The 24,959-nt window shown below is 60.4% G+C and carries 21 protein-coding genes; 12 read left to right on the plus strand and 9 right to left on the minus strand.

Annotated features, from left to right (window positions below; translation table 11 throughout):
* Positions 1-136: 136 nt before the first annotated feature.
* On the minus strand, positions 137-895 hold the full coding sequence (locus tag R3C19_06220) for a hypothetical protein (GenBank protein MEZ6059937.1): 759 nt from the start codon (positions 893-895) through the stop codon (positions 137-139).
* A gap of 419 nt (positions 896-1,314) precedes the next feature.
* A complete protein-coding gene (locus R3C19_06225; GenBank protein ID MEZ6059938.1) occupies positions 1,315-1,674 on the minus strand; it encodes a hypothetical protein in 360 nt (119 codons plus the stop codon).
* Here R3C19_06225 and R3C19_06230 point away from each other — a divergent pair.
* The 3 genes from R3C19_06230 to R3C19_06240 all read left to right on the plus strand — a co-directional run bounded on the left by R3C19_06230 (position 1,673) and on the right by R3C19_06240 (position 4,563).
* Positions 1,673-2,659, plus strand: a complete 987-nt coding sequence (locus R3C19_06230; GenBank protein ID MEZ6059939.1) for a polysaccharide biosynthesis/export family protein — start codon at positions 1,673-1,675, stop codon at positions 2,657-2,659. The genes R3C19_06225 and R3C19_06230 overlap by 2 nt on opposite strands.
* A gap of 106 nt (positions 2,660-2,765) precedes the next feature.
* Positions 2,766-3,494: a hypothetical protein gene (locus tag R3C19_06235; protein MEZ6059940.1), complete on the plus strand. Its 729-nt coding sequence runs from the start codon at positions 2,766-2,768 to the stop codon at positions 3,492-3,494.
* 427 nt (positions 3,495-3,921) lie between these two features.
* Positions 3,922-4,563 (plus strand): hypothetical protein, encoded by a 642-nt coding sequence (locus R3C19_06240; protein ID MEZ6059941.1) that lies wholly within the window; start codon positions 3,922-3,924, stop codon positions 4,561-4,563.
* Between the two features lie 21 nt (positions 4,564-4,584).
* On the opposite strand, the gene R3C19_06245 is transcribed toward R3C19_06240, so the two are convergent.
* From R3C19_06245 to R3C19_06255, 3 genes are all read right to left on the minus strand, one after another.
* A complete protein-coding gene (locus tag R3C19_06245) occupies positions 4,585-5,751 on the minus strand; it encodes an aminotransferase class V-fold PLP-dependent enzyme (protein ID MEZ6059942.1) in 1,167 nt (388 codons plus the stop codon).
* 91 nt (positions 5,752-5,842) lie between these two features.
* The gene (locus tag R3C19_06250; protein ID MEZ6059943.1) at positions 5,843-7,969 is read right to left on the minus strand and encodes a hypothetical protein; all 2,127 of its coding nucleotides are present in this window, start codon (positions 7,967-7,969) and stop codon (positions 5,843-5,845) included.
* 181 nt (positions 7,970-8,150) lie between these two features.
* Positions 8,151-8,456: a Dabb family protein gene (locus R3C19_06255; protein ID MEZ6059944.1), complete on the minus strand. Its 306-nt coding sequence runs from the start codon at positions 8,454-8,456 to the stop codon at positions 8,151-8,153.
* Between the two features lie 385 nt (positions 8,457-8,841).
* On the opposite strand from R3C19_06255, the gene R3C19_06260 reads away from it, so the two are divergent.
* The 8 genes from R3C19_06260 to R3C19_06295 all read left to right on the plus strand — a co-directional run bounded on the left by R3C19_06260 (position 8,842) and on the right by R3C19_06295 (position 17,556).
* Positions 8,842-9,480, plus strand: a complete 639-nt coding sequence (locus R3C19_06260; protein ID MEZ6059945.1) for a type II CAAX endopeptidase family protein — start codon at positions 8,842-8,844, stop codon at positions 9,478-9,480.
* Between the two features lie 373 nt (positions 9,481-9,853).
* Positions 9,854-11,107 (plus strand): FAD-dependent oxidoreductase, encoded by a 1,254-nt coding sequence (locus tag R3C19_06265; GenBank protein ID MEZ6059946.1) that lies wholly within the window; start codon positions 9,854-9,856, stop codon positions 11,105-11,107.
* Positions 11,100-11,945, plus strand: coding sequence for a DUF1365 domain-containing protein (locus R3C19_06270; protein ID MEZ6059947.1), 846 nt, complete (start codon positions 11,100-11,102; stop codon positions 11,943-11,945). The genes R3C19_06265 and R3C19_06270 overlap by 8 nt, the downstream gene beginning before the upstream one ends.
* Before the next feature lie 273 nt (positions 11,946-12,218).
* Positions 12,219-13,538 (plus strand): cyclopropane-fatty-acyl-phospholipid synthase family protein, encoded by a 1,320-nt coding sequence (locus tag R3C19_06275; protein MEZ6059948.1) that lies wholly within the window; start codon positions 12,219-12,221, stop codon positions 13,536-13,538.
* Positions 13,535-14,587: a cyclopropane-fatty-acyl-phospholipid synthase family protein gene (locus R3C19_06280; protein MEZ6059949.1), complete on the plus strand. Its 1,053-nt coding sequence runs from the start codon at positions 13,535-13,537 to the stop codon at positions 14,585-14,587. Before R3C19_06275 ends, R3C19_06280 begins: the two co-directional genes overlap by 4 nt.
* A gap of 105 nt (positions 14,588-14,692) precedes the next feature.
* Complete coding sequence (locus tag R3C19_06285; protein MEZ6059950.1) at positions 14,693-15,460, plus strand: DUF1295 domain-containing protein; 768 nt, start codon at positions 14,693-14,695, stop codon at positions 15,458-15,460.
* A 29-nt stretch (positions 15,461-15,489) separates the two neighbouring features.
* On the plus strand, positions 15,490-16,353 hold the full coding sequence (locus R3C19_06290) for a sigma-70 family RNA polymerase sigma factor (GenBank protein ID MEZ6059951.1): 864 nt from the start codon (positions 15,490-15,492) through the stop codon (positions 16,351-16,353).
* 180 nt (positions 16,354-16,533) lie between these two features.
* Complete coding sequence (locus R3C19_06295; GenBank protein ID MEZ6059952.1) at positions 16,534-17,556, plus strand: SelL-related redox protein; 1,023 nt, start codon at positions 16,534-16,536, stop codon at positions 17,554-17,556.
* A 37-nt stretch (positions 17,557-17,593) separates the two neighbouring features.
* On the opposite strand, the gene R3C19_06300 is transcribed toward R3C19_06295, so the two are convergent.
* A complete protein-coding gene (locus R3C19_06300; protein ID MEZ6059953.1) occupies positions 17,594-18,523 on the minus strand; it encodes a serine acetyltransferase in 930 nt (309 codons plus the stop codon).
* 380 nt (positions 18,524-18,903) lie between these two features.
* Between R3C19_06300 and R3C19_06305 the strand changes: the two genes are divergently transcribed.
* Positions 18,904-19,665 (plus strand): CPBP family intramembrane glutamic endopeptidase, encoded by a 762-nt coding sequence (locus tag R3C19_06305; GenBank protein ID MEZ6059954.1) that lies wholly within the window; start codon positions 18,904-18,906, stop codon positions 19,663-19,665.
* A gap of 10 nt (positions 19,666-19,675) precedes the next feature.
* On the opposite strand, the gene R3C19_06310 is transcribed toward R3C19_06305, so the two are convergent.
* From R3C19_06310 to R3C19_06320, 3 genes are all read right to left on the minus strand, one after another.
* Positions 19,676-20,716: a hypothetical protein gene (locus R3C19_06310; GenBank protein MEZ6059955.1), complete on the minus strand. Its 1,041-nt coding sequence runs from the start codon at positions 20,714-20,716 to the stop codon at positions 19,676-19,678.
* A 120-nt stretch (positions 20,717-20,836) separates the two neighbouring features.
* Complete coding sequence (locus tag R3C19_06315) at positions 20,837-23,659, minus strand: fused MFS/spermidine synthase (GenBank protein MEZ6059956.1); 2,823 nt, start codon at positions 23,657-23,659, stop codon at positions 20,837-20,839.
* Positions 23,656-24,873, minus strand: a complete 1,218-nt coding sequence (locus R3C19_06320) for an SGNH/GDSL hydrolase family protein (protein MEZ6059957.1) — start codon at positions 24,871-24,873, stop codon at positions 23,656-23,658. The genes R3C19_06315 and R3C19_06320 overlap by 4 nt, the downstream gene beginning before the upstream one ends.
* Positions 24,874-24,959 lie beyond the last annotated feature (86 nt).

Consider the following 24,959-nt stretch of genomic DNA (forward strand, 5'->3'; position numbering starts at 1 on the left):
AGGCAGTCGCGGATACGGGGTTGGCTGATGTGACGACGCGGTCGAACGCCACTTCGCCGGCAGCAGGGACACGGACACTATCCACGCGGCATTGCGAATTCAACGCAGCGACCGGACCGTCCTGCCAAGGCCTCACCTACGGAGTCGGCTTGCCGGTTTCCTCCAGGGAGCGGCGGTATTCGGCGATGATTTCGTCAGGCGACTGTTCAAACACCTGACGGCAGCCTTCGCAGCAAACGTACCAGGTCTTCCCTTCGTGAACGACAGCGATGGTGCCGAGTCCTCCGGTGACGACACACTTTCGCTGGCTGCCGCCGGCCTGAGCCAGCCGGGCTCCTTCGCGCGTGTACCCGATTCCCGCGATGCGGCGAAAACTGCCGGTCGGCGTGCTTCGCTGTTCCAGCAGCAGCACAACGCGTATGTCGCTGAGCTGCTGAAGCGTGCAGCGAAAGGAAGTCCCGTCGTCAGCTTCCGAAAGGAACTGAAGTTCTGAAGGCCACTTTTCCGGCAGCGGTCCGGAGAAGTCCCGAGTCTGGTCGCCGAACTTTTGTGTCAGGATCAGACGCTCGCTTTCCGGATCGATTCCCAGACGCAACGAATCAAACTGCCTGCCATCCGTTGCAGTCAGCACGATGGCAGGTTGCCGGCCTGTGAAATCCCACTGGCAGTCGACGGCTTCTGTCCAGGCTCCGCGACGTGATCCTCGCTGCGGCTGACCGACGCCGCGCCAGGACCCGATCAGCGGGTTGAATCGAGTCAGGTTGCCGCCGCGGGCAGCGGCTGCGGCTTCTTCTGCCGCCTGTTCCGACTGCCAGGCCGCAACCGGGATGTCGCCAAGTGCCAGGCATGAAGCGGCGAGCAGTGCAGCAATGGTCAAACGCGGCGCGGCGGTCATGGCGGGGTGCCTCGACTTGAGAAGAATCCACCGGATTTGTCCGGGGCACAATCGGCAGATCCGTCACAACCGGACCAGCCGGGTTCCAGCAGCCGGAGTTGCAACAGAAACTCCGTTTGGATGGATCATATCAGTCCGATGAACATGCAGGAACGCAGGGGTGATATGCCCGTCGTTTCGCGTCCCGTTCGCAACCGACGTCGGCGGCGGACAGTGACCCGGTGCTCTGGCCAGCGTGTTCTGATGTGTGGCACCGGCTGCGCCAGAGCGTCTGCGCAGCGGACACCACGGGAACAGTCAATGCCACACACTACATCAATTCCGTGCTGACAAAGCACTCGCCCGCAACACGATGTTCGGGCAATAACGACAACTGTTATCAGCGGATACGTCAATCAGCGGTTTGGCCTGGAATCGGCTCACGGCGACATCCACTTTCGCTCTGACCCGACGAGCCCGCCGGTTTGTTCGGCGATTCCGGAAACAACTCGGGCCAGCCTGCCCAGTCGGCAGCACGACTCCATGGAGGGGACCATGCGGCGTTTGTTCATCAGCACAAACACATCATCACCGGCCGGCCTGACACTGCTGGCAGTTTCGATGGCGTGCTGTGTTGGCTTCAGCGGATGCGTGACCATCGGCGGGCCGCCCGTCACCGAAATCGGAATGCCATGCGAAACCTGTGCGCCGGTCGGCGCGACCACTGCCGCGTTCTCGGCAGTTCCGGGCGAATACTGCGGAGTCGGTGGCTGCACCTCAGAGATCTCGCAGTGCTGCATGACACAGGACAACGTCCCGCGCGAATTGCGGAAGACGTCGCTTCCGGTCTACCGCATCGAGCCGCCGGATTTGCTGCTGATTGAAGCGGTCAACAATCTGCGGCCGGACTTCGCCCCGATTCACGCCGGCGAACCGCTGCTGATTCAGGTGAACCGGACGATTCCCGTCAGTCGCGAGGAAGAAAACGTTTCGCGGCAGTTCAAGCAGATCAACGGCATTTACATGATCGGCACCGATGGTTACGTCGACCTCGGACCGGAATACGGCAAGGTTCTGGTCGCCGAACAGCCGCTTGCGGAAATTCAGCGGCGCGTTGAAGAACACATGAAGCAGGTGCTGACGAAGCCACAGGTGCTGGTCACGCTGCCGATGCCGCAGAATCAGCAGTACGTCGCGGGTCAGCATCTGGTGCGAATGGACGGAACAGTCCACCTGGGGATCTACGGCGACGTGTATGTCACCGGCAAGACTCTGGATGAAGCCCGTCAGGCGATCGAACAGCACCTGTCGCAGCACATCTATCAGCCGCGCGTGAATGTCGACATCCTGGCGTACAACAGCAAGAAGTACTACGTGATCACAGACGGCGGCGGTGCCGGCGAACAGGTCTTTCCTCTGCCGTCGATGGGCAATGAAACCGTGCTGGACGCCATCGGCAACATTCGCGGGCTGCCCACCGTCGCTTCGAAAGGCGACATCTGGGTCGCTCGCCCGGCTCCGGGCAATTGCCGGCCGGATCAGATTCTGAAGGTCGACTGGAATGCGATCGCTCAGGGAGGGCAGACGGCGACGAACTACCAGATTCTTCCCGGCGACCGGATCTACGTGAAAGCTGACAAGTTCATTCGCTTCGATACGGCAATGGCGAAGATCACAGCGCCGTTTGAGCGGATCCTGGGCTTCACGATTCTCGGCAACGGAACCGTGCGAACCCTGCAGCGAGGACGATCGGCGTTCGGTTCCGGCAACAGTGGCGGCTTCTGATTACGACACATCCGCCGGTCAATCGACACCGCGATTCCTTCGGCGATCGTCTGACCGGCCGCTTTCCTAACCAGATTCCGTCCGCACTTCACTCAGGAATACAACCATGCAGCGATTTCCGGAAATCCGGCTGCTGATCTTGTCGACGGTGATCGCAGCCGGTTTCGCAGGTTCGGCACAGGCTCAACTGGGAGGCCACATTGACCGGCCGTTCGACCGTCCCACGGTCAGCCCGTACCTGAACCTGTTTCGCGGCGACAACAGCGGCGGCGTTTTGAACTACTACGGTCTGGTCCGGCCGCAACTGGACTTCCAGCAGGCGAATCAGCAACTGGGGATGAACCTCCAGGCTCTGCAGTTGCAGCAGAACTACCTGCAGCAGGGTGGCGGACTTCAGCGAGGCGTGCAGTCGTACTCGCAGCTTGGAATCACCGGCCATCCAGCGACGTTCATGTCGTTCTCCGGTGTTGGCGGCGGAGGCGGCGGGATTGGCGCGGGAGGAATTGGTGTCGGCGGCATTGGCGGGGGAGGAATCGGCGGCGGAGGTTTTGGCGGCGGGATCGGCGGCGGCTTCGGTGGCGGTTTCTCCGGTAACTCGCTGGGACCCAACCTGGGCGGCGGGATCGGCGGTTTCAGTGGCGGCCTCGGGCCAGCCAGCGCCGGCGGGCTCGGTGCCTTTGGCGGCGGCGGCTTCGGCGGCGGTTACGGCGGAGGACTGGGCGGTGGCGCGTACGGAGTCGGCCTGGGAATCAGCAGCGGACTCGGCGGCGGTCTGACCGGACATCCGGCCGCCTTCGGCATCGGCGGCGGTGGTGGATACGGTCTCGGACGTTAACCGCCGACAAGCGCATTGCGATATCGGACGATAACGCGACACGGCAGCAACTCAGCACCATCGCCATCGAAGACACGGAACATTCTGAACAGCAGGATTTCGAAACATGGACCTCGCATTCCTTCGTAACTTGAAGTCAGTCACCGCCGCAGGTTCGTTCGCGGTGTTGTTCGGCGGCAGCGTAATGGCCGACGGCTGCTACTTCAAAAAAGAACCCGTGCGTCCACAGACATCTCCGGCCTGCGAACCGGCCTGGGGATTTCATCAGACCTGCTGGAAACGGTTTCCCCACGTGCCCGCATGTGACGACACGGATTCGTGCGGCCTATCCGGTTGCGGCTGCCAGGACGGTTCGTGCCAGGCCGATGGTTCCGGCGCGATGCCGCAGTCCTTTGGGGACTCACCGTGGATCGATGGGCAGTTCACCATGTCGGGATCATCAGGCGTCAGCTCCGGCGGACGATACGGCTTAGGCACGCCGTTGCCGGTCAAACCAACTCACGTCTTTCACGAGCAACTCGGCAGCACGACACCAGCGCCGCTGAATTCTCCGCCGTCCGGCGTTTCATCGCCGTTTGGCGGACAGCCACCCCGATACGGGGCTCCCGGCAGTAACCCGGTTCCATCGGCACCGGTTCCTCAACCGATGCCAGCAGCCGACCCCGGACTTCAGCCGCCGATGCCGCAGTCGAGATACAATCTGCCGGTGCCGCGGTCCACGACTGTGCAGTCGGTGTCGGTTCAGAGACCCGCCGGTCAGCCGGTGATTCGAACGCTCGCCAACCGCACCGCGACGTCACCCGGGCAGCCGGCGATCGTGCCGAATGTCAATCAGGCATCGTTGCGCTATGGGCAGACTCCGGCCGGCGCGAATCAGCCGCTCGCGGCTCCCGCGTCGACATCTTTCATTCAGCAACTGCAGACGAAGAATGCTCAACCGGCCATGACCGGTACCGGCACCGGCCGTTACCCTGTTCGACCGGCGTCCGTTTCGCCGGCGGTGCCGCAGATGCGGCCGGCGTCGATGGCAACGTTGCCGAAACTCGGTTCCAGCCGGTATGGTCGCTGATCGGCCCGATGACGATGTGACTCACGCCGTGCGGCACAGTTCGGCAAACCGCTGCACGTCGTCGCTGTTGTTGTAGATGTGAGGACTCGCGCGAAGTCGTTCGCCGCGAACGCTGACGATCACGTCCTGCCTTCGCATGTTGCGAGCCACCGTGTGAGGATCGCGGCCGCCACAGTCCAGCGACAGGATCCCGGATTGCCGGTCCGCGGGAACTGCAAACGCCGACATTCCGGCCGACGCCGCGGCATCCTGCAGCTCCGCTCGAATTTGCAGCAACCGCTCCTGTCGGTCGGAAAGCGGAATCGAGCACAGCAGCTTCAGGCTGGCGTACAGAGCGGCAATTCCGCATGTGTTCAGAATTCCGGTTTCGAAGCGCGTCGTGTCCGACTTCAGCCTGAGTTCCCCGCATTCAAAGTCCGTGGGATTGACGACACTGTTCCAGCCTGGTCCGAGCACCCGCAGCCGCTCCGCACATTCACGACGAACATACAGAATTCCCGTGCCATCAGCGGCCAGCAGCCACTTGCGGCCGTCGGCAACCAGGACATCAACTCCGCAGGCGGAAACATCCAGGTCAAGTGCCCCCAGCCCCTGGATCGCATCCACAGCCAGCAATGCGCCATGTCGGTGAGCAATCTCGGCCAGCCCGGCCAGATCACGCCGTTCTCCGCTGATGAAGTCTACCCAACTGCACGCGACAATTTTGGTGGCGGAATCACATGCGTCCCGGATCGCGACTTCGGTCGCACGGCCTTCCACCAGCCTCACTTCAACACCCCGCGAACGCAGGTTCAGCCACGGGTACAGATTGCTGGGAAACTCGGCTTTCGGCACGACCACGTTGTCGCCCGCCTGCCACGGGAAACCCTCTGCCACAACCGCGATTCCGGCGGCGGTATTCGGCACGAATGCAACTTCGTCCGGCGACGATCCCATCAACTGCGCGGCAAGCTCCCGCGTCTGCCGAATGAGGGTCTGCCAGTGCTTCCAGTGCAGCACGCCGTTCAGCATCGCGTCTCCGGCCCAGAACCGAATTGCGTCCGCCGTGGGAACAGGAATCGGAGACAGCGCCGCGTTGTCCAGATAGGCATATTTCAAGGTCGCCGGCAACAGAGTCCGAAGCTCGCCGATCGACTGCAGCGGCGTCACCTCAGGAAAAGAGAATCGTTCGGCGTTCGATGTCGACATGTGGCTCGCTTCCGTCCCATTCATTGATCACGATGCCAACGGCGAAGCACTCGCGCGTTCCCGCGACCACCATTCCGCGGGCTCCAGGCCGTCAGTCAGACTTTCCGCCGGATCGCACAAGCGCCAAAGCCGCCAGCGCCGCGGCCGTGATCAGAGACAACCACAACCCGGTTTGAAAACCAGCCGGACGGTATTCCCACACCACGTGATGCTTTCCGGACGGAACGCTGACGGACCGAAACACAGCGTCTTCTGCCGTCTGCCCTTCTCCGTCAACCGACACCTGCCAGCCGGAAAACATCAGGTCCCGCAGCACGACAGTCGCGTCTTCCGACAGTGCCACGTCGAACTCCACTCGCCGAGGGCCGCTGGCGACGACATCCCATTTCATCAGCGAAGTCGCCGGTTGTGCCGTCACCCGCGACGGCGGCTCCACGAAACGATACAGCCACACAGGCTTCATCCCCCGGCCCCAAAGCGAATTCAACAAAGCGTCCGGGCCACTTTCCACAATTTCAATCTCCGAAGAGGGGACGGAAATCTCGTCTTCCAGCAGCAAGTGCGTCACGCCCAGGTTTCGCAGCCGAACACTTTGCTCCGGCGACGGAAACACATCATTCGGCGATTCCGGCACCGCACGCAGTTCGAATTGCTCACTGAAATAAAACGATGGCCCGAGCCCCAGATACGTCGGTACGCAACTGACACCATAAAGATTGCCGACGTTCGGTCCGGGAGCCAGCAGTCGCAGAGTTTCCGAATTTCGTGAAGTGAAGAAGTTCCGCAACCAGCTTTCCGACAGCCTGGAGATCGGAGCCGTCTCCACCACGACCGCGTCCGCCACATACTTCGACGATGCCAGCAAGTCCGGCAGAGTAATCGCAGCGACCAGCAGCGTGATCACGGCTCGACCAAATCCGCGCCGGCGGCGAACCAGGTGTTCCAGTACCAGGCCGCTGACGATTCCCCCGCCCAGCGCCGCCACAATCGTATACCGGGCTGGTCCCATAAAAAACGTGAACCCTGGAAGATGACGCGTCACCGGAAGCAGCCATCCTGTGGCGTAGATAATTCCCAATAGAGACAGAACCACCCACGTCCGAAATTCTCTCGTTGGCAACCGGTGCCGTATGTGCGGGAGCATCGAAACGACAACCAGTCCCAGCGGAAGCAGTCCCCAATACAAGTGAGCTTCAACGGGATTAGTGTCAGCATCGATGGCCATGGGATCGCGCAGCATCCGGCGGTCAAGCAGAATCTCCGGTGTATGCCAATAAGTCCACGATGCCAATAGCTGTGTGATATACAGCGGCGGCATGTGTCCATAGGCAGGATTGAATGCCTGATGAGCGCCTTCCCTCTGACTGGTCTGCTTCAGATCCAGAGTCGGCAGCAACTGCACCGCGGCCAGCAGCAAACTGACGCTGATCGCAGCCGGAACCGGAATGGCGCGACGGAAGAGAGACTTTCGCAGGGACGACGCATCGGCAGAACCGGTTCCCTGCTGCGACTCGTGATGTCCGGCAGAAGTCTCGCCTTTCCGAACACGCGGCTGCATTGCGACCCACAATGTCGCATACAGAATCAACGTTAATTGGTTGATGAACGCCAGAGTAAAATGCCCGGCCAGCAGATGGATCGACAGGCACGCCACCAGGGCCACAAACAATCGCCGCGAAGGAGCCTTCAGCAGTGAATCCGTCAGCCACAGTGTCAGCGGCAGCCAGACACCGCCGATGATACTCCATTCCAGTGACACGCGGGCCGGGAACCAGCCATAGACATAGACCAATGCCGCCAGCATCGCCGGCCACAACGAGAGCCGCTGCGCGCGCGCGAACCGCCAGGCAAATACAAACGCCAGCCAATAGTGAAGAACCAGGCTGGCGCTATAGGCCGTGTTGATGTCCAGCACGCGATACAGAAATTGGTTCGAAGGATACAGGACACCAGCCTGGCTTTCGGCCAGCAGCGGGTAGCCCAGGCCCGTCCGGTCGTGCCATAACGGAAGATGGCCGCGCCGGTATTCCTCCGCCATCAGTTGCTTCTGCGGCATAAAGTACGGATACGTGTCACCTCCGACCAGCCCGCCGCCGGTGACAAGTCCCCTCCACACGCCCAAAGACAGACCCAGACCGACACACAACACAAGCAGCCATTCGGCACGCGATACAGCCGTTCGGTCACCGAACGCTGACTGAATGCTGGGAACAGTCATGAGCCGGACTCTAATGAACGCGGGAACATGTCACTTCGTCCTCCTGTGCCGCCAGCCTTCACCAGGTCATTCGCAGGCGGCGGGGCTGTCGGCCCGGCTGCGCCCGCACCGAACCGGGGCAAGCGCGCTGCGGACAGTGCGTCGTCGTTCGTTCGTCTGGCATCAGTTCGCCCCGATCCGCCTACGTCACATCGGCGTCGAATACGCGAACTTTTGCCCACCCGGGCTTGTTTTCTTCGATGAATTTCAGGTGATCCTCCGCGACCTGATACGCATCGTGATTCGCTCGCGTGTCGAACACGACATTCAGCGCGACATGAAATTCGCGGTCATTGACCGGCCGAACCAGATCCGGAGTCAGCGTGCCGGCGGCAAAAAATACAACTCCCGGATGATTCTTCAGATACTTGTGACACGACTCCACCAGCTTCACCGCAGCGTCGGCCGAAGGATCGTTCAAAGTGAAATACACCATATGAGACAGCATCAGAACCTCTTCTACAGAAACCCAGACAACCAAAACTCCGCCACGCGGTGCCGAAGTATGACGCGAGCCCTGCCAGGTCTCAAACCACCGCCCGGTGAAGTTGGGATTGCCGTGTTTCGCGAATCCACGTCGCTTGAGCATTCGGTACGTGGCACTGGCCGAATCGGAGACGGTAAAGTCCGTGTCCCGTTCCGCAGGTTCTGTCGGTCGACTGTCCGGTGACTTGAGCAGCCTGTCGGGAACTGGTGAACGGTGACCTGAGGGCTCGTCCGGCTGATTGGCCGCATGGCGAAGTTGGACCGAGCTGCCATGGAGAATCACGTGGGGCTGCGTATGCCGCGATTGGTGGCGGCCTTCACTGAACGACAGAAGTGATTGTTCGGCAATGCACGCAGTGGCGTATACGGTGTGGCTGGCGGTTATCTGGACAGCGTATGTCGCGTGGGGATATCCGCATCTTGCGGGGATGTCGGCCGGTTTCAGTGTCGCGATTGGTGAGAGTTGCCGGTTCCTGATTTTCACAGCTCCGTTGTTCGTCATCTTCCAATCGCGGAGTCCGTGGCGGGCGCTGGGTGTGAGAATTCCGCCGGGTCGGTGGTTGATAGGTGGTCTTCTCGTCGCTGCCACGTGGGCTGCGGTGTCATTGTTCCTTGCCAGTCGAATCCAGCACAGGACGTTCAACGGCGTTCCGGAGATTGCCTTTTGGTTCACGGGGTTTTCCACAGCGACCGTGATCGAGGAAGTCTCCTTTCGCGGGTATTTCACGCAGCAACTGTCGCGGTACGGCAGCAGGTTTGCGATCGTTGCATCGTCCGTCTTGTTCGTTTTGATTCATTTTCCGGGTTGGTACCTGCTGAATCTGCTGCCTGGTTATCGAGCTTACCTGTCTCACTCACTGTCCATTCTGCTGCTCGGCGTCGCACTCGGCTGGCTGTTCCTGAAGTGTGGTTCGATCTGGCCCGGAGTGATCCTGCATGCCGTCAACAATCTGGCTGCGGCATTGACGTCGGCTGGCGGCGGCTGACGATTGTATGTCCCTGAAACGAAGGCAGTGCGCACCGGCAAAGCAGCCGAGTCGCGCCTTCGCAGGCGTGTCGCGATTCATCCATCGATGCCACACGATTGCCGCCGACGATCACGTGACGACCGTGCGGTGTCACAGGCATCAGCGCGACGCGAACGCTGACGATACCGCTTCATGCATGAGACGGCGTTCCGTCGACTTCGCCGCCGACGTCAGGCTCCTTGACGTCCGGAAACCGTTTTCACGAAACGGTGGCATTATGAACCGAGGGCAGTTGCGATTCCTGCTGGACACCAGCGGGCTTCCGTCTAGAAACGACACAATAGATTTGGCGACATTGTGGATCGACGCGGATTTGTGGTCTGGGTTTGGAATGAGAATCGGGATCGTGGGAAGTGGCATTTCCGGCCTGGTTGCGGCTTATCACCTGAGTCGACAGCATGCGGTAACGGTGTTCGAAGCGAATGCATGGGTCGGCGGTCACACAAATACGGTTGACGTGAACTACGCCGGCGAACATCACAGCATCGACACCGGATTCATTGTCTTTAACGACCGCACGTATCCGAATTTCATTCACCTGCTTCAGGAACTGCAGGTCGCGTCAGTTCCGACGTCGATGGGCTTCTGCGTCAGTTCAGAGCCCGATGACCTGGAATACAGCGGCAGCGGTCTCGCGGGGCTGTTCGCTCAGCGACGAAACCTGCTGCGACCCGGTCACTACCGAATGATTGGCGACATTCTGCGGTTCAACGGGAAGGCCCCGGCACTGGCATCGGAGCTGGACGATTCCGTCACAGTTGCCGAATTTCTGCGCCGCCACGGGTACTCGACCGAGTTTGCTCAGCGGTATCTGCTGCCGATGGGGGCAGCGATCTGGTCGTGCCCTGTGACGACCTTCGAGTCATTCCCGGTCCGCTTCATTGTCGACTTTTACCAGAACCACGGTCTGCTCAGTCTCCGCGACCGGCCGACATGGCGAGTCATCTCGGGAGGCTCTCAGCGCTACGTGGAGGCACTGACGAAACCCTTTCGTGACTGCATCCGCCTGAATTCTGCCGTGCAGCGAGTTCGGCGGCGGCCTGATGGGGTTGACATCATCACAGAGCAGGATACGACGACAGTCGACGAAGTCGTCATGGCCTGCCACAGCGACCAGACGCTGCGACTGCTTGGCAAAGATGCCACGCCCGTGGAAAATGCGGTGCTGGAGTCATTCCCGTACCAACCGAATACTGCGGTATTGCATACGGATGAATCCGTTCTGCCGAAGCGGCGACAAGTCTGGTCGAGCTGGAACTACCACATCTCCGGAAACAGCGACTCCCATTTGGCGACGCTGACATACAACATGAACATCCTGCAGCATCTGAAGTCAAAGCACACGTTCTGCGTGACGCTCAATGAATCCAATCGTATCGATCCGAAAAAGGTCCTGGGGACATACCACTACAGCCACCCGGTCTTTACGGTGAAACGCAGGTCCGCCCAGCATCGACATCCGGAACTGGTTCGAAACAACCGCGTTTCCTGCTGCGGCGCGTACTGGGGCAACGGGTTTCATGAAGACGGCGTCAACAGCGCGCTTGCCGTCGTCGGTGCCTTTCAGGATTCAAGCGGTGCATAGCTGCATTTATGAAGGACGGGTGCGGCACCGGCGGTTCGGAAATCCCGCTCACACGTTCACCGCCAGCCTGTTCTTGATGTACCTTGATCTGGACGAACTGCCCCGGATTCTCGACGATTTCTGGCTGTGGTCGGCTTCAAAACCTGCGCTGGCCCGGTTTCGCAGGAACGACCACTTCGGCGACCCGGACCGGCCGCTGGATGAATGCGTTCAGGATCTTGTTCACGAGCGGCTGGGGTTCCGCCCGTCGGGACGAATCTGCCTGCTGACTCAGCTGCGGTGGCTGGGCTACGTGATGAATCCGGTGAGCTTCTTCTACTGCTGGAACACGACCGGAACGCAGGTCGACGCGGTGGTGGCTGAAGTCACGAACACACCCTGGAACGAACGGCACTGCTACGTGATCGATGGCAGGCCGTTTACAGCAGACGGTCGACAGACTCCCGGTAGTCGGCCCTCTGTTATCCGGCATCGTCATGACAAGCAGTTTCACGTCTCGCCGTTTCTGCCGATGAACCTGAATTACCAATGGCGCATCCGCACGCCGGGCAGGACACTGGCAGTCCACCTCGAGGATCTCGACGTCAGCGGGAAGCGAATCTTCGACGCGTCGCTGCTGCTGGCACGTCGCGAAATCTCGTCTGCCGGGCTCGCGCGATTGGTGCTGCGCTATCCGGCAATTTCCATGCAGACGACCCTGCGAATCTACTGGCAGGCCGCAAGACTGTGGTGGAAGCGAGCTGCGTTCCACCCGCATCCGCGGAATGCAAAGATCGAACACCGCGGCTCAGAGACCGAAACGCTCGGGGCCAGGCAGTCGTCGCTCCCCATGAAATGAAGCCGCTTGCTGTTGAAGCCCGCGGGAGCAGAGTTTTCGCGCGCTGTACTTTCGGTCGGTCGTCTCGCCAATCCGCTTTCCGACTGGCCGCGCCGGCGTGACCGAAATCGAAGTAGCTGCCTTGAAGCCACGGCTGGCCGGAAAACCGGAATTTCGGTCGAAACCTGGAGCCGACCGTCTATGACTACGCAGAAACGGTCCGGCGGCAACACGAGACAGATCCGATCATTGACCGCCGGTATGGCTTAATGGCAGAGAGTTTACCAGAGAGACATGAGCGCGATTCTGATTTCCCGCGACGATCCTGGCGACCCCGCCGACCATGTCCGCCCGGCCGCAGCGATGCAGCCGGCATGCGGCCAGCCTCGCCGGTGGCTGTCGCAGGTTTGCCAGCGAAGGCTGCTGGAGCGGCTTTCCTGCATCAACGATGGTCGCCTCTATCTGGACGACGGCTGTCATCGGACCGTCGTTGGAGATGCTGCTGATGACGGCCTTGAAGCGACTGTGATGGTCCGCAACGAGAGGTTCTACCGGCGGCTGGTTTCGCGCGGCAGCCTCGGTGCCGCGGAAAGTTACCTGGACGGAGACTGGGACGCTGATGATCTGGTGTCTCTGTTCCGACTGTTCGGACGCCACCTCAACTGCTTCCGGCCGAACCGTTCTCTGGTGGAATTGCCAGCGGGACTGGCCGCCCGGGGCCGTCACTGGCTGTCGAGAAACTCGAAGAACGGCAGCCGGCGAAATATCCGTGCCCACTATGACCTTGGCAATGCATTCTTCGAACTGTTTCTCGACCCGACGATGATGTATTCGTCGGCCATGTTCGAATCGCCCGGCATGACGCTGGAGCAGGCTCAGGTTTCACGGCTCAATCACATTTGCCGGCAGTTGGATCTTCGGCCCGAACACCATGTCATCGAAATCGGGACTGGCTGGGGCGGATTCGCACTCCACGCGGCGCAGACGGTGGGGTGTCGAGTGACGACGACAACCATTTCGCCGCAGCAGTACGAGTATGCCCGCAACCGGGTTCAGCAGGCGGGGCTGAACGACAGGGTCACGGTGCTTTTGAAAGACTACCGTGACCTGACTCGTGCTGATTCTGCTGCGGAAACTCGCGTTGGACAATTCGACCGCCTTGTCTCACTGGAAATGATCGAAGCAGTCGGCCGTGAATACTATCCGCGGTACTTTCGCATCTGTGAACAACTGTTGAAGCCGAATTCGCAGATGCTGCTGCAGGCGATCGTCATGCCGGAGCAGCGGTACTCGCGTTATCTTCGGTCCGTGGACTTTATCCAGAAGTACATTTTCCCCGGCGGCTGTCTGCCGTCGGTGACGGCTCTGCAGACTGCGGCGACCGGAAACACTTCCATGCGGCTCGTGCGACTGGATGACTTCGCCGACGGGTACGCTCAGACCACCAGGGAATGGCGGTCTCGATTCCACAAGCGGCTCGCGGACGTTCGCCGTCAGGGATTCGACGAGCGCTTTCTGCGTACCTGGGACTACTACCTGGCCTATTGCGAAGCTGCATTCCGGGAACGCACCGTCGGTGTCGTTCAGGCCGTCTGGGAGCGACAGCTCCGATGATTCCGCGTTACGTTTTCCGCGCGGCGCTCGCGGCAGCGGAACGCGGACTGTTGCCGGACGATATCGCCCGTTCGGGCATCCGGCGACTGTTGCGCAAACGGCTGCAGGAGATCGAAGCGGCCGATCCGGAGACTCTGCGCCAGCGATCGGAGTCTTTCATGGAACAGTGCCGCTCGGCTCCGGTCGCTGTTGCCACGGAAGCCGCGAACGAACAGCACTACGAAGTGCCGCCGGAATTCTTTCAGCTGGTGCTGGGACGCCGCCGGAAATACAGCTGCTGCGAATGGACCGATTCCTGCAGCAGCCTCAATGAAGCGGAAGAGGCGGCACTGGCCACCACCTGCCTGCGGGCCGAACTGGAAGACGGCATGGACATTCTGGAACTGGGCTGCGGCTGGGGCTCACTGTCCCTGTACATCGCGGAGCATTTTCCAAACAGCCGGCTGGTCTGCGTTTCCAATTCTCAGTCACAGCGAAACAGCATCCTGCAGCAGGCGAACGAGCGCGGCCTGCGAGCGCCGGAAGTCATCACCGCCGATATGAACAGTTTTTCGATCTCGAAAACGTTCGACCGCGTGGTTTCCGTCGAGATGTTCGAGCACATGCGGAACCATGCCGAACTGTTGCGACGAATAGCGACATGGCTGAACCCCGCGGGCCGGTTGTTCGTTCATCTGTTCTGCCATCGAAGCCAGTCGTATCTGTTCGAAACTCGCGACGAATCTGACTGGATGGCCCGCTACTTCTTCACAGGCGGCATGATGCCCGCGGAATCTCTGCTGCTGCAGACACAGGATCACATGAAAGTCACGCGGCAGTGGGAATGGAACGGCCGGCACTATCAGCGGACCAGCGACGCGTGGCTGAACAACATGGACGAACACCCCAACGACGTACGTCGAATCCTGCAAAGAACGTACGGCCCGAACGCTGCGGTCTGGCGAAATCGCTGGCGACTGTTCTTCATGGCCTGCTCAGAACTCTTCGGCTTCCGACAGGGCACCGAATGGAAGGTCGCACACTACCTGCTCGAACGGCAGGCAGGATAACGGCGGCACGGAAATCGCGCACTGCGCGGCGGCATTCCACGGACGTCGACCGGCGTGCAACAGACCGTGCCGTCGCGGATCGAATCGGCGAAGGCAGAGAAACTGATGAAAACGATCCTGCTGTTCAACGCCGTTGGCATACTTTCGTTGATGCTCTGCGTCTGGCTGGTGAGCATCCGTCGAAGCGACGTCAGCATCATCGACATCGTCTGGGGCATGGGCTTCGTGCTCGTGGCATGGACTTCATGGGCCAGCCGCGACGCGGGCGAGCGTTCATTGTGGATTCCCGTGATGACGACGGTGTGGGGCGTGCGACTGAGCGGCTATCTGGCCCGGCGAAACCACGGCAAACCGGAAGACTATCGCTACGCCGAAATGCGGGAAAAGCACGGCACTGCGTTTCGCTGGATCAGCCTGTTCACCGTATTTTGGCTGCAGGGCCTGATTCTGTTCCTTGTCAGCCTGCCGCTGCAGTTTGCTCAGGCACTTCAGGAAGATCGTGTCGCCCTGCTGATCACCGGCATTGTGCTGTTTTCGGTCGGGCTTTGCTTTGAAACCGTTGGCGACTGGCAGCTTGCCCGTTTTCGCAGGAATCCCGAAAACAAGGGCCGCGTGCTGAACACCGGCCTGTGGCGGCTGACGCGCCATCCCAACTATTTCGGCGACTTCTGCGTCTGGTGGGGACTGGGCGTGCTGAGTCTCAGTTGCGGAGCACCGGTCCTGATCCTGGCCAGTTGCTTGCTGATGTCTATACTCCTGCTGCGGATCTCTGGCGTGCCTTTGCTTGAAAAATCACTGGTTTCCCGCCGGGACGGCTATGCGGAGTACATTCGCCGGACCAGTGCGTTTTTCCCGTGGCCCCCCCGAAAGTAGCAAGAAAAAAAGAATGGACGGTTTCTTCGGTGAATGACCCTATTTTCTTCATTGACGACCCGGATTTTGAAACTCTGGATGCGGCTGACCTGCTGAGCCTGCCGGAGGGCATTTCGCTGTACAGCGATCAGGACTGTACGACGAACGACTTTCCTGAAAACGGCGATTTTGAAGTGATGCGCGGCACTCCGCTGCTTTCGCCGCAGGGGGAAGTCTTCCTGTTTCGCAAGATGAATTTCCTGCTGCGCCGTGCGGAAGAAACTCGCCGACAGCTTGTGACCGCCAAATCGCAACATGCGAAGCTGCGCAAGTGCCTTGAACACGCTCTCGCCGACGCTGACGCTGTCCGAAATCACATCGCGGAATGCAACCTGCGGCTGGTAATTTCCATCGCCCGAAAGTTCGCGAACTCCTCCCACGAGTTCGACGAGCTGACAAGCGAAGGAAATGAAATCTTGCTGAAGTCGATCGCGAAGTTCGATGCGTCGCGAGGTTTTCGCTTCAGCACCTACGCGACGCATTCGGTGCAGAGGCACTTCTTTCGTCTGGCGCAGCGACGGCGCCGACGACAGCCCATCGACGCTCCCGGCACCGCAGAACTGCTGCACGGCGTTGCTGCCGTCGATGAAGATCCGCTAATTAGTGAGTGGATCCAGGAAGAGCATCGCGTCAACGATCTGATCGCCCGCATGGCAGAGCAGCTCGACGAGCGGGAACAGGTCGTGGTTCGCGGACGGTTCGGCATTGGCAACAACGGCGTTGTGAAGACTCTGCGGGAACTGGCTCAGGAACTGGGACTCTCCAAGGAGCGCGTTCGTCAACTGCAGATCGCTGCGGTGGAGAAGCTTCGTGACCTTTTCGACGAATGTAGCCCTGACCTGGCCGCATCGTAGACTGGCCGGCGGGTGGTCATTCCCGTCTGACTGGCAGCCGGGTGCGGGGCGTTGCGAATCACCTCTGCCGACTGATTCAATTTTGCAGGTTCTTCCACAACACAAGTGCGTTCAAATTGCGTCAGCCGCGTTCGGATTCGCGGGTGAGGATCTCTTAATGGCCCGGGACAGCGTTTAAGAATGGCCGAATCGGAAAATACGCATGCCACCGACGCGTCCGTGGCGCTGGCACCGCGGCCATGGATGAGATGCTTCCTTGTGACGACCGGCGCGTGCAGCCTGTTTGCCGGGGCGGCAGTTCTGCTGGCACCGTCCGTGGTGTTCCGGCTGCTGTCGGCCGAACCGGACTCGATCGGCTTCGATCTGGCACGGGCCATCGGACTGCTGGCGATCGCCTTCGGTGTCGGGTATCTGGTTGCGGCAAGACGACCGTTCGATCACTGGGCGATGGTCGTGACCGGGCTTCTGGCGACAACACTCGTTCCGGTTTGGGCGATGAGTCCACTATCGGCCGGCCGGCTGTCATGGAGCGTTGCGTGTGTTGTCCTGGCGTTGAGTCTGGTGTGCTGGTTCCTGTTTGCTTCCGTGCTGTGGAGTGCAACGAAGTTTCATCACTCACGCCAGGAATACTTCACCGTTCCCGCACCAACGCGGAAGATCGACCCTGTGGGACGGATGCTGAGCAATCGCGGCGTTTCTCTGCTGGAACTGTCCCGCGGCCGACCCTTGCTGGCGGTGTTCCTCAGACATTCCGGCTGCACTTTCTGCCGTGAAGCAGTGTCAGACATTGCACAGCAGCGGCAGCAGATTGAAGCATTGGGAACGCAGATCGCATTCGTACACATGGGCCAGCAGGAACCCGTCGAGCTGCTGAAGAAGTACAATTTGACAGACCTGCACACGTTCCGCGATCCGTCCTGCAGCCTGTACGACACGTTTGGCCTGAAACTGGGAACGTTCGGACAACTGCTCGGTCCGAAAGTGTGGTGGAAGGGACTGCTGGCATCGCAGCGGGGGCACAAAGCAGGCGCTTTTCAGGGTAATGTGTTTCGAATGCCGGGCGTATTTCTTTTGCACGAAGGCACGATCCTGCGGGCATACAAACACAAGACTGCTGCTGACCGGCCGGATTATGTTGCGCTCGCAACGCCGCCGGCGGCAGCTTCCGATGCCTCCTCCGCAAACGCCGCGATCCTGAATTGAGACCGCTGCTTCTGCGCTCCGGCGCGAACCGGATGACTCACCCTGCTTCGCGGAACCGCAGAGACGGCGGTTCGATGGTGACGATGGTGTTGGGCGGGATGGTGCGGCTGAGTGTCACGTTGGAACCGATCTGCGAGCCGGCTCCGATCACCGTTGAGCCGCCCAGCACGGTGGCGTTTGAGTAGACGGTGACGTTGTCTTCCAGCGTGGGATGACGTTTCGTGCCTCGGATCAGGTTGCCGTCTTCGTCGCGCGGGAACGACCACGCTCCGAGCGTCACGCCCTGGTACAGCGTCACACCTGAACCAATCACGCAGGTCTCGCCGATCACGACACCGGTGCCGTGGTCAATGAAGAATCGCGGGCCGATCGAGGCACCGGGATGGATGTCGATGCCGGTTTCGCGGTGAGCCCACTCCGACAGAATTCGCGGCAGGTACGGAATTCCCAGCAGCAGCAGTTCATGCGCGACTCGATGAATCATTACAGCTTCGATGCCGGGATAGCACAGGATGATTTCGTCGGGCGTCTTTGCGGCCGGGTCACCGTCGAAGGCCGCCTGAACGTCTTCCAGCAACATGCGTCTCAGGTTCGGCAGCCGCTTCAGAAACGCCGCGGTCAGTTCGGTCGGGCACCGCAGCGCGGAATCGTCTGCATCACCGCCGTCGTGAATCTTCAGCCGTGCTCCGCCGTGATGCAGGATGGCACGGCCGACTTCGATCCGCAGTCGCGAGTTGACGCGATGCATCAGGCTGGTGAATTCGACGGAGCGGTCCGTGGCCAGGGGACTTCTTGTGCTGCGGTATCCGGGCAGCAGCAGGTCGCGAACGTCCGCGGCGATGGCGATGACGCCTTCGACGGACGGCAGCGCGTTTTCGTGCAGCGAACAGCCGCGATCCGTCATTTCGCTCAGCAGTTCCCGGACAATCTGATCAATATCCGACGCGTGCGTTTCACGAAACCGCATGGCTCGAAATTCCCTTTTCGAACGTAACCGGAAGCAGAAGTTCTCAAGCAGAAGCATCGGCACCGGTTGCTGGTGCTCTGCAAGAGACCCGTGCCATCTGCTGCCCGTTGAATCGACTGCAACATCGCGTCTGGCAGACTCGGAAAAGCTTTCCCGATGCGACCACTCCGCGTCTTCCGGATTCCTTAAACGCGGTCGGCCGGAATGGCCGATTCTTCCAACGAGAGGCGTTCGGTGATCGCACGGTGTCCGATTGATGCCGCGGACACCCGAACTGGCGAGCGGCGTCGCATGAGTTCAGCGTTCTCCACGAAAGTCGATCAATCGCGGACGCGTGCCGCACGGCTTGTCTGTTTCGAACAGCGGCAGGAACTGCCGGTATGGCAACCACAGTTCAGCAACCAGGTGACTACTGGTCCGATGCACGACGCCCGCTTTCGTGCCTGCTGTTTCTTGCGCCGCTGATCGCGGTCTATGAAGCCGGTGTGCTGATGCTGGCGGACAGTCAGCCGGACCATCTGCGGAACGGTGCCGATTACTGGATGCGGTCCCTGCTGTCAGGCGCCGGACTCGGTCAGGTGCTGCTGCTTCCGGCTCTGGTCGTTTTCGTGCTGCTGGGCTGGCATCTGGTCAGACGGCACCCCTGGCACGTTCGTCTGGAAACTCAGATGGGAATGCTGGCGGAAAGTCTGCTGCTGGCGGTGGTGCTGGTTGGTGTCGGCCAGCTTCATCACCTGATGTTTGTGCGGCTTCAACCTGCTGAGCCGCAGGCTGAGCTGCTGCGTCTGGCGGTGTCCGGCGGGCTGACGCGAGCGGTGACGTTTATCGGAGCGGGCGTTTACGAAGAAGTCATGTTCCGACTGCTGCTGGTACCGCTGGCATTCTGGGCGTTTCGGCTGTTTGAGTTTCCGCCCAGGTGGGCAGCGGCGCTGGCGGCGGTGTCGACGAGCTTTGTGTTTGCTCTGGCTCACCACATCGGACCCAGCGCCGACGCGTTCAACCTGTTCACGTTTTCATTCCGCGCGGCGGCTGGTGTGTTCTTTGCCACGGTCTTCTTTGTGCGCGGCTTTGGAATCACCGTGGGCTGCCATTCCGCCTACGATCTGCTGGTCGGCGTGTTTTTGACGTCGGCCGCTTCGTGATCGCCGGGTGCTATTCTGCCGGCATTGGCCCGACAGCCACCGCCGTCGGATCATTGGACGCGAAGAACCGGCTGACACCTTCCTGAGTGACTTCCGTGCCGCGCAGTTTCAGCGCCCCGAGTTCCGGCAGACCCTTGAAGCTGCCGATGTTGTCATTGGTGACTTTCGTGTTGTCGGCAAACAATCGAGTCAGCGTGACGAACCCGGCCTGCTTGAAGTCCGCTCCCGTGAACTCCGAGTGGGAAACATCCAGTGAATAAAGCTCCGGAAGCCTGCCCAGCAGAGCAATGCCGGCATCGGAGATTCGCGGGCTGTGATGCACCGCCAGAATTCTGAGTTTGGACAGCCCCGCCAGCGCACCCAGGCCTTCATCGGAGATCTGCGTATTCAGAATCTCAAGTTCCTGCAATCCGGTCAGCGGCGCGAGCGACATGGCGGCCGAATCGGTGATCTGATCCGAGCCGAATTCCAGCGTCTCCAGACCAGGCAGCGCTGTCGCCAGCTTTGCAATTCCTTCGTCGGTAACCTGCGTGCCTGCGATCCGCACGTGCTTCAGACCGGTCATGGACGCGATGACATCGATCGACTTGTCGGTCAGATTGGTATTCGTCAGCCGCAGTGTCTGGATCTGTGAGTTTCCGCGGAGCGATTCCAGCTTGTCTTCCTGCAGCTTTGATGAATTCGAAAGGTCCAGGTAATTCAGCGCCGGAAGTTTGATCAGAGTTGCCAGGCAATCGCCGGACACGGCAGAACCCGCTACGGAAACCGTGTGGAGTTTTTCCATGCCGTTCAGCGCGGTCAGTCCGGCGTCCGTCACATCGGGAGCCACCGCAAAGACTTCCTGAAGCGTCTTGAAGGACTCCAGTTTCTGCAGGTCGGCATCTGTCGGTGACTGTCCGTCGAACCGAACGGACTTTACGGTGTCGTCAAGATTTCGAGCCACGGAAGCTCCCTGGCTCTGCAATTCTGCCACAACCCGGGAGTTATCCTGGCACCCGGCGGACAGCACCACAATCGCCGGAAAGACCAATAACATAAGACGTGAAGCCATACCGATCGCTACCTTCAATTCAGAAAAATACAGACAGGTGGTCAGGAAACATCAAGACGGCTGAGAAGCCCGGAAGTGAATGGTGACGACCATTCTTGTCGCCGCCGCCGCCGGATCAAGTCATCGCTGCGAGTCTTCATTCGATTTCTGCATTCCGCCGATTTCGCGTTTCCACTGCTCGGCAGTCGGTTTCCACATGACGGCCTGGTCGTGCCACGCCTGCTGTTCGTCGTTCAGCGGCGAGCGGAGATTGTCCAGACAATGTTCAAACTGCTGAATGCAGGCCAGCGCCTCGTCCGGGTTTCCCTGCAGTTGCTGTGTGCGGCCCAGCAACAACCACGCGGTCGGCTGTCCTCGGTCGGCCAGTGCTCGGAACTCCGGGAAGTCCAGGGCACCGCTGATGGCGTCATCGTCGGGTGTCAGGATTTGTGCCTGCAGAAAGTGGCGTGTGGCGGTCTCCAGGTCGAATGACCGTTCCGCCGCCTGAGCGGCCAGAATGTGTTCCGCGGCCTGCTGCCATGCCAGACAAGTCTGCAGTTCAGATTCGGGAACGCTGTCGGCCAGCAGGTGATGCAGCGGCGCACGATGCTGCCTAAGGAAGTCAAGATTCCGCTGAGCCGACCATGGTCCCGTGTCAAAACGCGGGACGGCAAATTCCAGCACCGGACGATCTTCGGTGTTCAATTCGTCGCCCTTCAGTGCGTATTCCAGTCGCCGACCCGATGTCAGAAACGTGGCAATAATCTTGTAGGGGTTCGACATCCCGATTTCTGACATATCTTCCCACACGTCGGACTCAGAAAGGAAATTGCGAACGCGGTCCACCGTCAGTTGCGGACGCTGCTGATGTCCGACCAACAGCACATAATGAGTCCAGCGATTGTGCAGATAGAACACGCTGGTTTCCGGGTAAACGCGAGCAAACGTTCTGAGCGTGAGTCGAAAGGAATCCGTTGAAAGTCCGCCGAGCGGCATCCAGATCACCGTGCAGCCGCCCGGTCGCAGAGCGTCGCGGCAGAGCCGAAAGTATTCCAGGTCGTATAAATTCGCGCTGGATCGATAACGCAGGTCCGTGCAGTCGGAAACGATCGCGTCGTACCGCTGGCTGGTTTCCGCAAGATACGCGCGGGCGTCTGCGATGATCACCCGGTATCGCGAGTCGTTCTTTTCCATCAGTCCGTGATTGGCCTCCGTCAGCAACGGCGCCATGCGGGGAACATCCGGGCAGATTTCCACACAGTCCAGACGCTGCAACCGGTCGTGCAATAGAAACGAATGCGATGCTCCTCCGCTGCCGAACCCGACCGTCAGCGCCGACTCGGGATTTTCCGCGAGTAGCAGGCTCCAGTGAGCCAGGCTTTTCTGGTCCGTCTGCATGATCGTGGACGTGCCGGCCACAGGGACGTCATCGACGCAGATTCGGCGTTCGCTGACATCATTTTCAATCACCGCGACCGTAGCCGTGGCGGAGTCACGGTACCCGACAATGAATTCGCCCGGGCGCAGTGTCTGCAGCCGCCAGGTGGATTCCGGCGCGAGAACCAGAACGATCCCCGCGACGGCGGACATCACCAGCAGCGATGCTGACACCAGACGCCGCTGCCATTCGATTCGTGCGGCCAGCAACATCTGCACGATGCCGAGCACGGCCACGCCGCGGAGCAGCCCTGCAACGGGTGTGATGACGAAGGCGGCGATGATGGCTCCGGCGACGGCGCCCCACGTATTCCACGCATAAAGCCCGCCGACCTGTTTTCCCGCCGAAGATTGTTCCACCGCACTTCTCATCGCCAGCGGCAGCGCCGCTCCCATCAGCACTGTGGGAATTCCCAGCACAGCGATGGTCCGCACGACAACCTGAGACACGGCATGGCCAAAGTCGACCTGAAGTGTCTTCGGGTCAACGATGTCATGGAGTTTCGGCGACAGCACCAGGACCGCGACCGATGCAAGAATCGAGAGTCCCATCAACGCGACCGTGACGGCAAACGCGCGCCATGGCTTTTTCAGCCGGTCGATAAACAGATAAGTCGCGGCTGTCCCCAGCACCAGGCCCAGCAGCGTGACGGTCAGCACGGCCGAAAAGCTGTACGTCGTGTTTTTCAGCCGGTCAAATCCGAAAATCAGCGACCGCGTCCATAGGTATTGAGTCGCCAGTCCCGCGAAGCCGCACAGAAACACGGAACAGCGCAACAGCATCCACGGCGGGGCGTCCGTCGCGGACTCCTCCGGATACACCGGCGGGGTTTCCGACAATTGCGATTCCGTCGATCGATTTTCACCGACGCTGCTGCGGCGACGACCGGCAATCAGCAGCGCGAGAACGGTCGCGGCGACATTCAGTCCGATCGCCGCGTACACGGTATTTCGAATCCCCAGCAGTGGAATCAGCAGAAAGCCGGCCAGGACTGCTCCCGCGGCCGCGCCGAGCGTGTTGATGCCGTAAAGCCAGGTAAACCGGCGGCCGACGTGCGCGTTGCTGCGGATGACCGCTCGGCAAAGCACGGGCAGAGTCGCACCCATCAGTGCCGTCGGGATGACCAGAACCAGCAGGATCAGGCTGAACTGAACGACCGCGCGGGTGACTGATGATTCTCCCGCGTCAAACAGGATTCTCTGCACTAACCCCACGCCGTGAATGGCCGACGGCATTGCCAATGCACAGGTTCCGATCAGCAGCTCCAAAAGCGCATAGACCTGGATGGGGCGCTGCATCCGGTCCGCTCGCCCGCCCGCCAATCGGCTTCCGAGCCCCAGTCCTGCCATGAACGAAGCCGTTGTCGCGGCCAGAGCGGGGCCGGTGGCTCCAAATGTCGTGGCCAGCATTCGAAACCAGACGACTTCATAGATCAGACCGGCAACTCCGGACAGCAGGAAAATGCACCCAGTCAGCCAAACGGTCAGTCCCGGAACCAGCCGGCCGGATTCGTTCGAAGCACTCATTCGGAGTCCGGATCCCGACCATTGACAACAAAGTTCAGCACTCTCGCTGCGAAGCCGGTACTGTCCGGGTGATGCGATTCCGCCACGCGAACCGTCACGGAATGCGCGTCGTCGTCGAGCCCCGTGGCAAACATCACCGTGCGCGGATAGTGCAGGCCCTTGCTGTAGTGATGAAGCAACTCGGCCTGACGCCAGTCACCCCCGTCGATCTGATACTCCAGACGCCCGGCGTCAGGCCCCGCCAGTACATACGCTCCGACGGCTGTTCCGTGGAAGGACAATTCCACCGTGGCGCCGGGCTGCGTCGCGTGCAGAAGCGGGATGCCCAGAAACCGTGATCGCTTGCTGCCGGCAATACGGTCCCAGTCCGGTTCCGATTTTTCCCAGCCGCTGACAATCCGGATTGCGCCGAAAGGCAGCAGGCGACCGTCCGCGAAACTGCTGGTCAGAATGAAATCGTCCGGCACGTCGTGCGGTTTCGGCGGTGAGTTATCCGCCGCTTCTGTCCAGCCGGATTCCAGCAGTCCCGTCACCAGATCCGCAGCCAGTTGGTTACCGACGGGACCGGGATGAGTACCGCCGTACTGTTGCCACGTCAGTGTTCCGGCTTTGATGCGATCCGCGACTTCGCGGGAAAGGTAGACTGACGAAACGTCGTAGTGCCTGGCGACTCGTTCGTGCTGCGCGCTGCTGAGCGGTTCTTTTCCGGCGGCGATCGTTTCCAGCATCGCTTCGTTGACAAAATGAATCATGACGATGTCGGCTGACGGATTGTGGCGCCGCACCTGTCGCACAATTCCTTCCATCCCGCGAACACAGTCGTCGGAGGAATGATGGGCGTCCTGATCGTCGTTGACCGCGAACTCAACCAGCAGCAGATCAACGGGCCCGTGATCCAGCACGTCCCGCTTCAGCCGAAACGCGCCGGTCTGCGAACAGGTCGACGCGATGCCGGCGTTGGTAAAGGAAAACTTCGTCTCGGGAAAGCGATTACGCAGCCAGTTCTCGACGATCGGCCGATAACCGTCCATTTCCGTGATGGATCCGCCAAGAAACGCGACATGGCCCTGCCGCTCAGAGAACCGGTGCCGGCAGTTTTCCAGCGAACCGCGAAGGTGGACGTTCTCGTTCGCCACGGAAGAGTCAGCCACGGCGACAGCGACACCGACGGCCAGTAACAGGAAATACGCAGGCGGAAAAGTGTATTCCGGCATCAGAACCTCGCCCGGGCGTTGTCAGCGTCGAATCGGATAGTCATCGCCGGAGAGTCTGACGGTTTCCGTTGCCTGAAAAAAGCGTC

The sequence above is a fragment of the Planctomycetaceae bacterium genome, assembly GCA_041398785.1.
In the GTDB taxonomy this organism is placed as follows: domain Bacteria; phylum Planctomycetota; class Planctomycetia; order Planctomycetales; family Planctomycetaceae; genus JAWKUA01.

Excerpts from the sequence above, each read along its gene's own strand:
- R3C19_06220 (MEZ6059937.1), bottom strand. The coding sequence starts at position 895 with ATGACCGCCGCGCCGCGTTTGACCATTGCTGCACTGCTCGCCGCTTCA.
- R3C19_06230 (MEZ6059939.1), top strand. The coding sequence starts at position 1,673 with ATGACACAGGACAACGTCCCGCGCGAATTGCGGAAGACGTCGCTTCCG.
- R3C19_06225 (MEZ6059938.1), bottom strand. The coding sequence starts at position 1,674 with ATGCAGCACTGCGAGATCTCTGAGGTGCAGCCACCGACTCCGCAGTAT.
- R3C19_06235 (MEZ6059940.1), top strand. The coding sequence starts at position 2,766 with ATGCAGCGATTTCCGGAAATCCGGCTGCTGATCTTGTCGACGGTGATC.
- R3C19_06240 (MEZ6059941.1), top strand. The coding sequence starts at position 3,922 with ATGTCGGGATCATCAGGCGTCAGCTCCGGCGGACGATACGGCTTAGGC.
- R3C19_06245 (MEZ6059942.1), bottom strand. The coding sequence starts at position 5,751 with ATGTCGACATCGAACGCCGAACGATTCTCTTTTCCTGAGGTGACGCCG.
- R3C19_06250 (MEZ6059943.1), bottom strand. The coding sequence starts at position 7,969 with ATGACTGTTCCCAGCATTCAGTCAGCGTTCGGTGACCGAACGGCTGTA.
- R3C19_06255 (MEZ6059944.1), bottom strand. The coding sequence starts at position 8,456 with ATGCTGTCTCATATGGTGTATTTCACTTTGAACGATCCTTCGGCCGAC.
- R3C19_06260 (MEZ6059945.1), top strand. The coding sequence starts at position 8,842 with ATGCACGCAGTGGCGTATACGGTGTGGCTGGCGGTTATCTGGACAGCG.
- R3C19_06265 (MEZ6059946.1), top strand. The coding sequence starts at position 9,854 with ATGAGAATCGGGATCGTGGGAAGTGGCATTTCCGGCCTGGTTGCGGCT.
- R3C19_06275 (MEZ6059948.1), top strand. The coding sequence starts at position 12,219 with ATGAGCGCGATTCTGATTTCCCGCGACGATCCTGGCGACCCCGCCGAC.
- R3C19_06280 (MEZ6059949.1), top strand. The coding sequence starts at position 13,535 with ATGATTCCGCGTTACGTTTTCCGCGCGGCGCTCGCGGCAGCGGAACGC.
- R3C19_06285 (MEZ6059950.1), top strand. The coding sequence starts at position 14,693 with ATGAAAACGATCCTGCTGTTCAACGCCGTTGGCATACTTTCGTTGATG.
- R3C19_06295 (MEZ6059952.1), top strand. The coding sequence starts at position 16,534 with ATGGCCGAATCGGAAAATACGCATGCCACCGACGCGTCCGTGGCGCTG.
- R3C19_06300 (MEZ6059953.1), bottom strand. The coding sequence starts at position 18,523 with ATGCGGTTTCGTGAAACGCACGCGTCGGATATTGATCAGATTGTCCGG.
- R3C19_06305 (MEZ6059954.1), top strand. The coding sequence starts at position 18,904 with ATGGCAACCACAGTTCAGCAACCAGGTGACTACTGGTCCGATGCACGA.
- R3C19_06310 (MEZ6059955.1), bottom strand. The coding sequence starts at position 20,716 with ATGGCTTCACGTCTTATGTTATTGGTCTTTCCGGCGATTGTGGTGCTG.
- R3C19_06315 (MEZ6059956.1), bottom strand. The coding sequence starts at position 23,659 with ATGAGTGCTTCGAACGAATCCGGCCGGCTGGTTCCGGGACTGACCGTT.
- R3C19_06320 (MEZ6059957.1), bottom strand. The coding sequence starts at position 24,873 with ATGCCGGAATACACTTTTCCGCCTGCGTATTTCCTGTTACTGGCCGTC.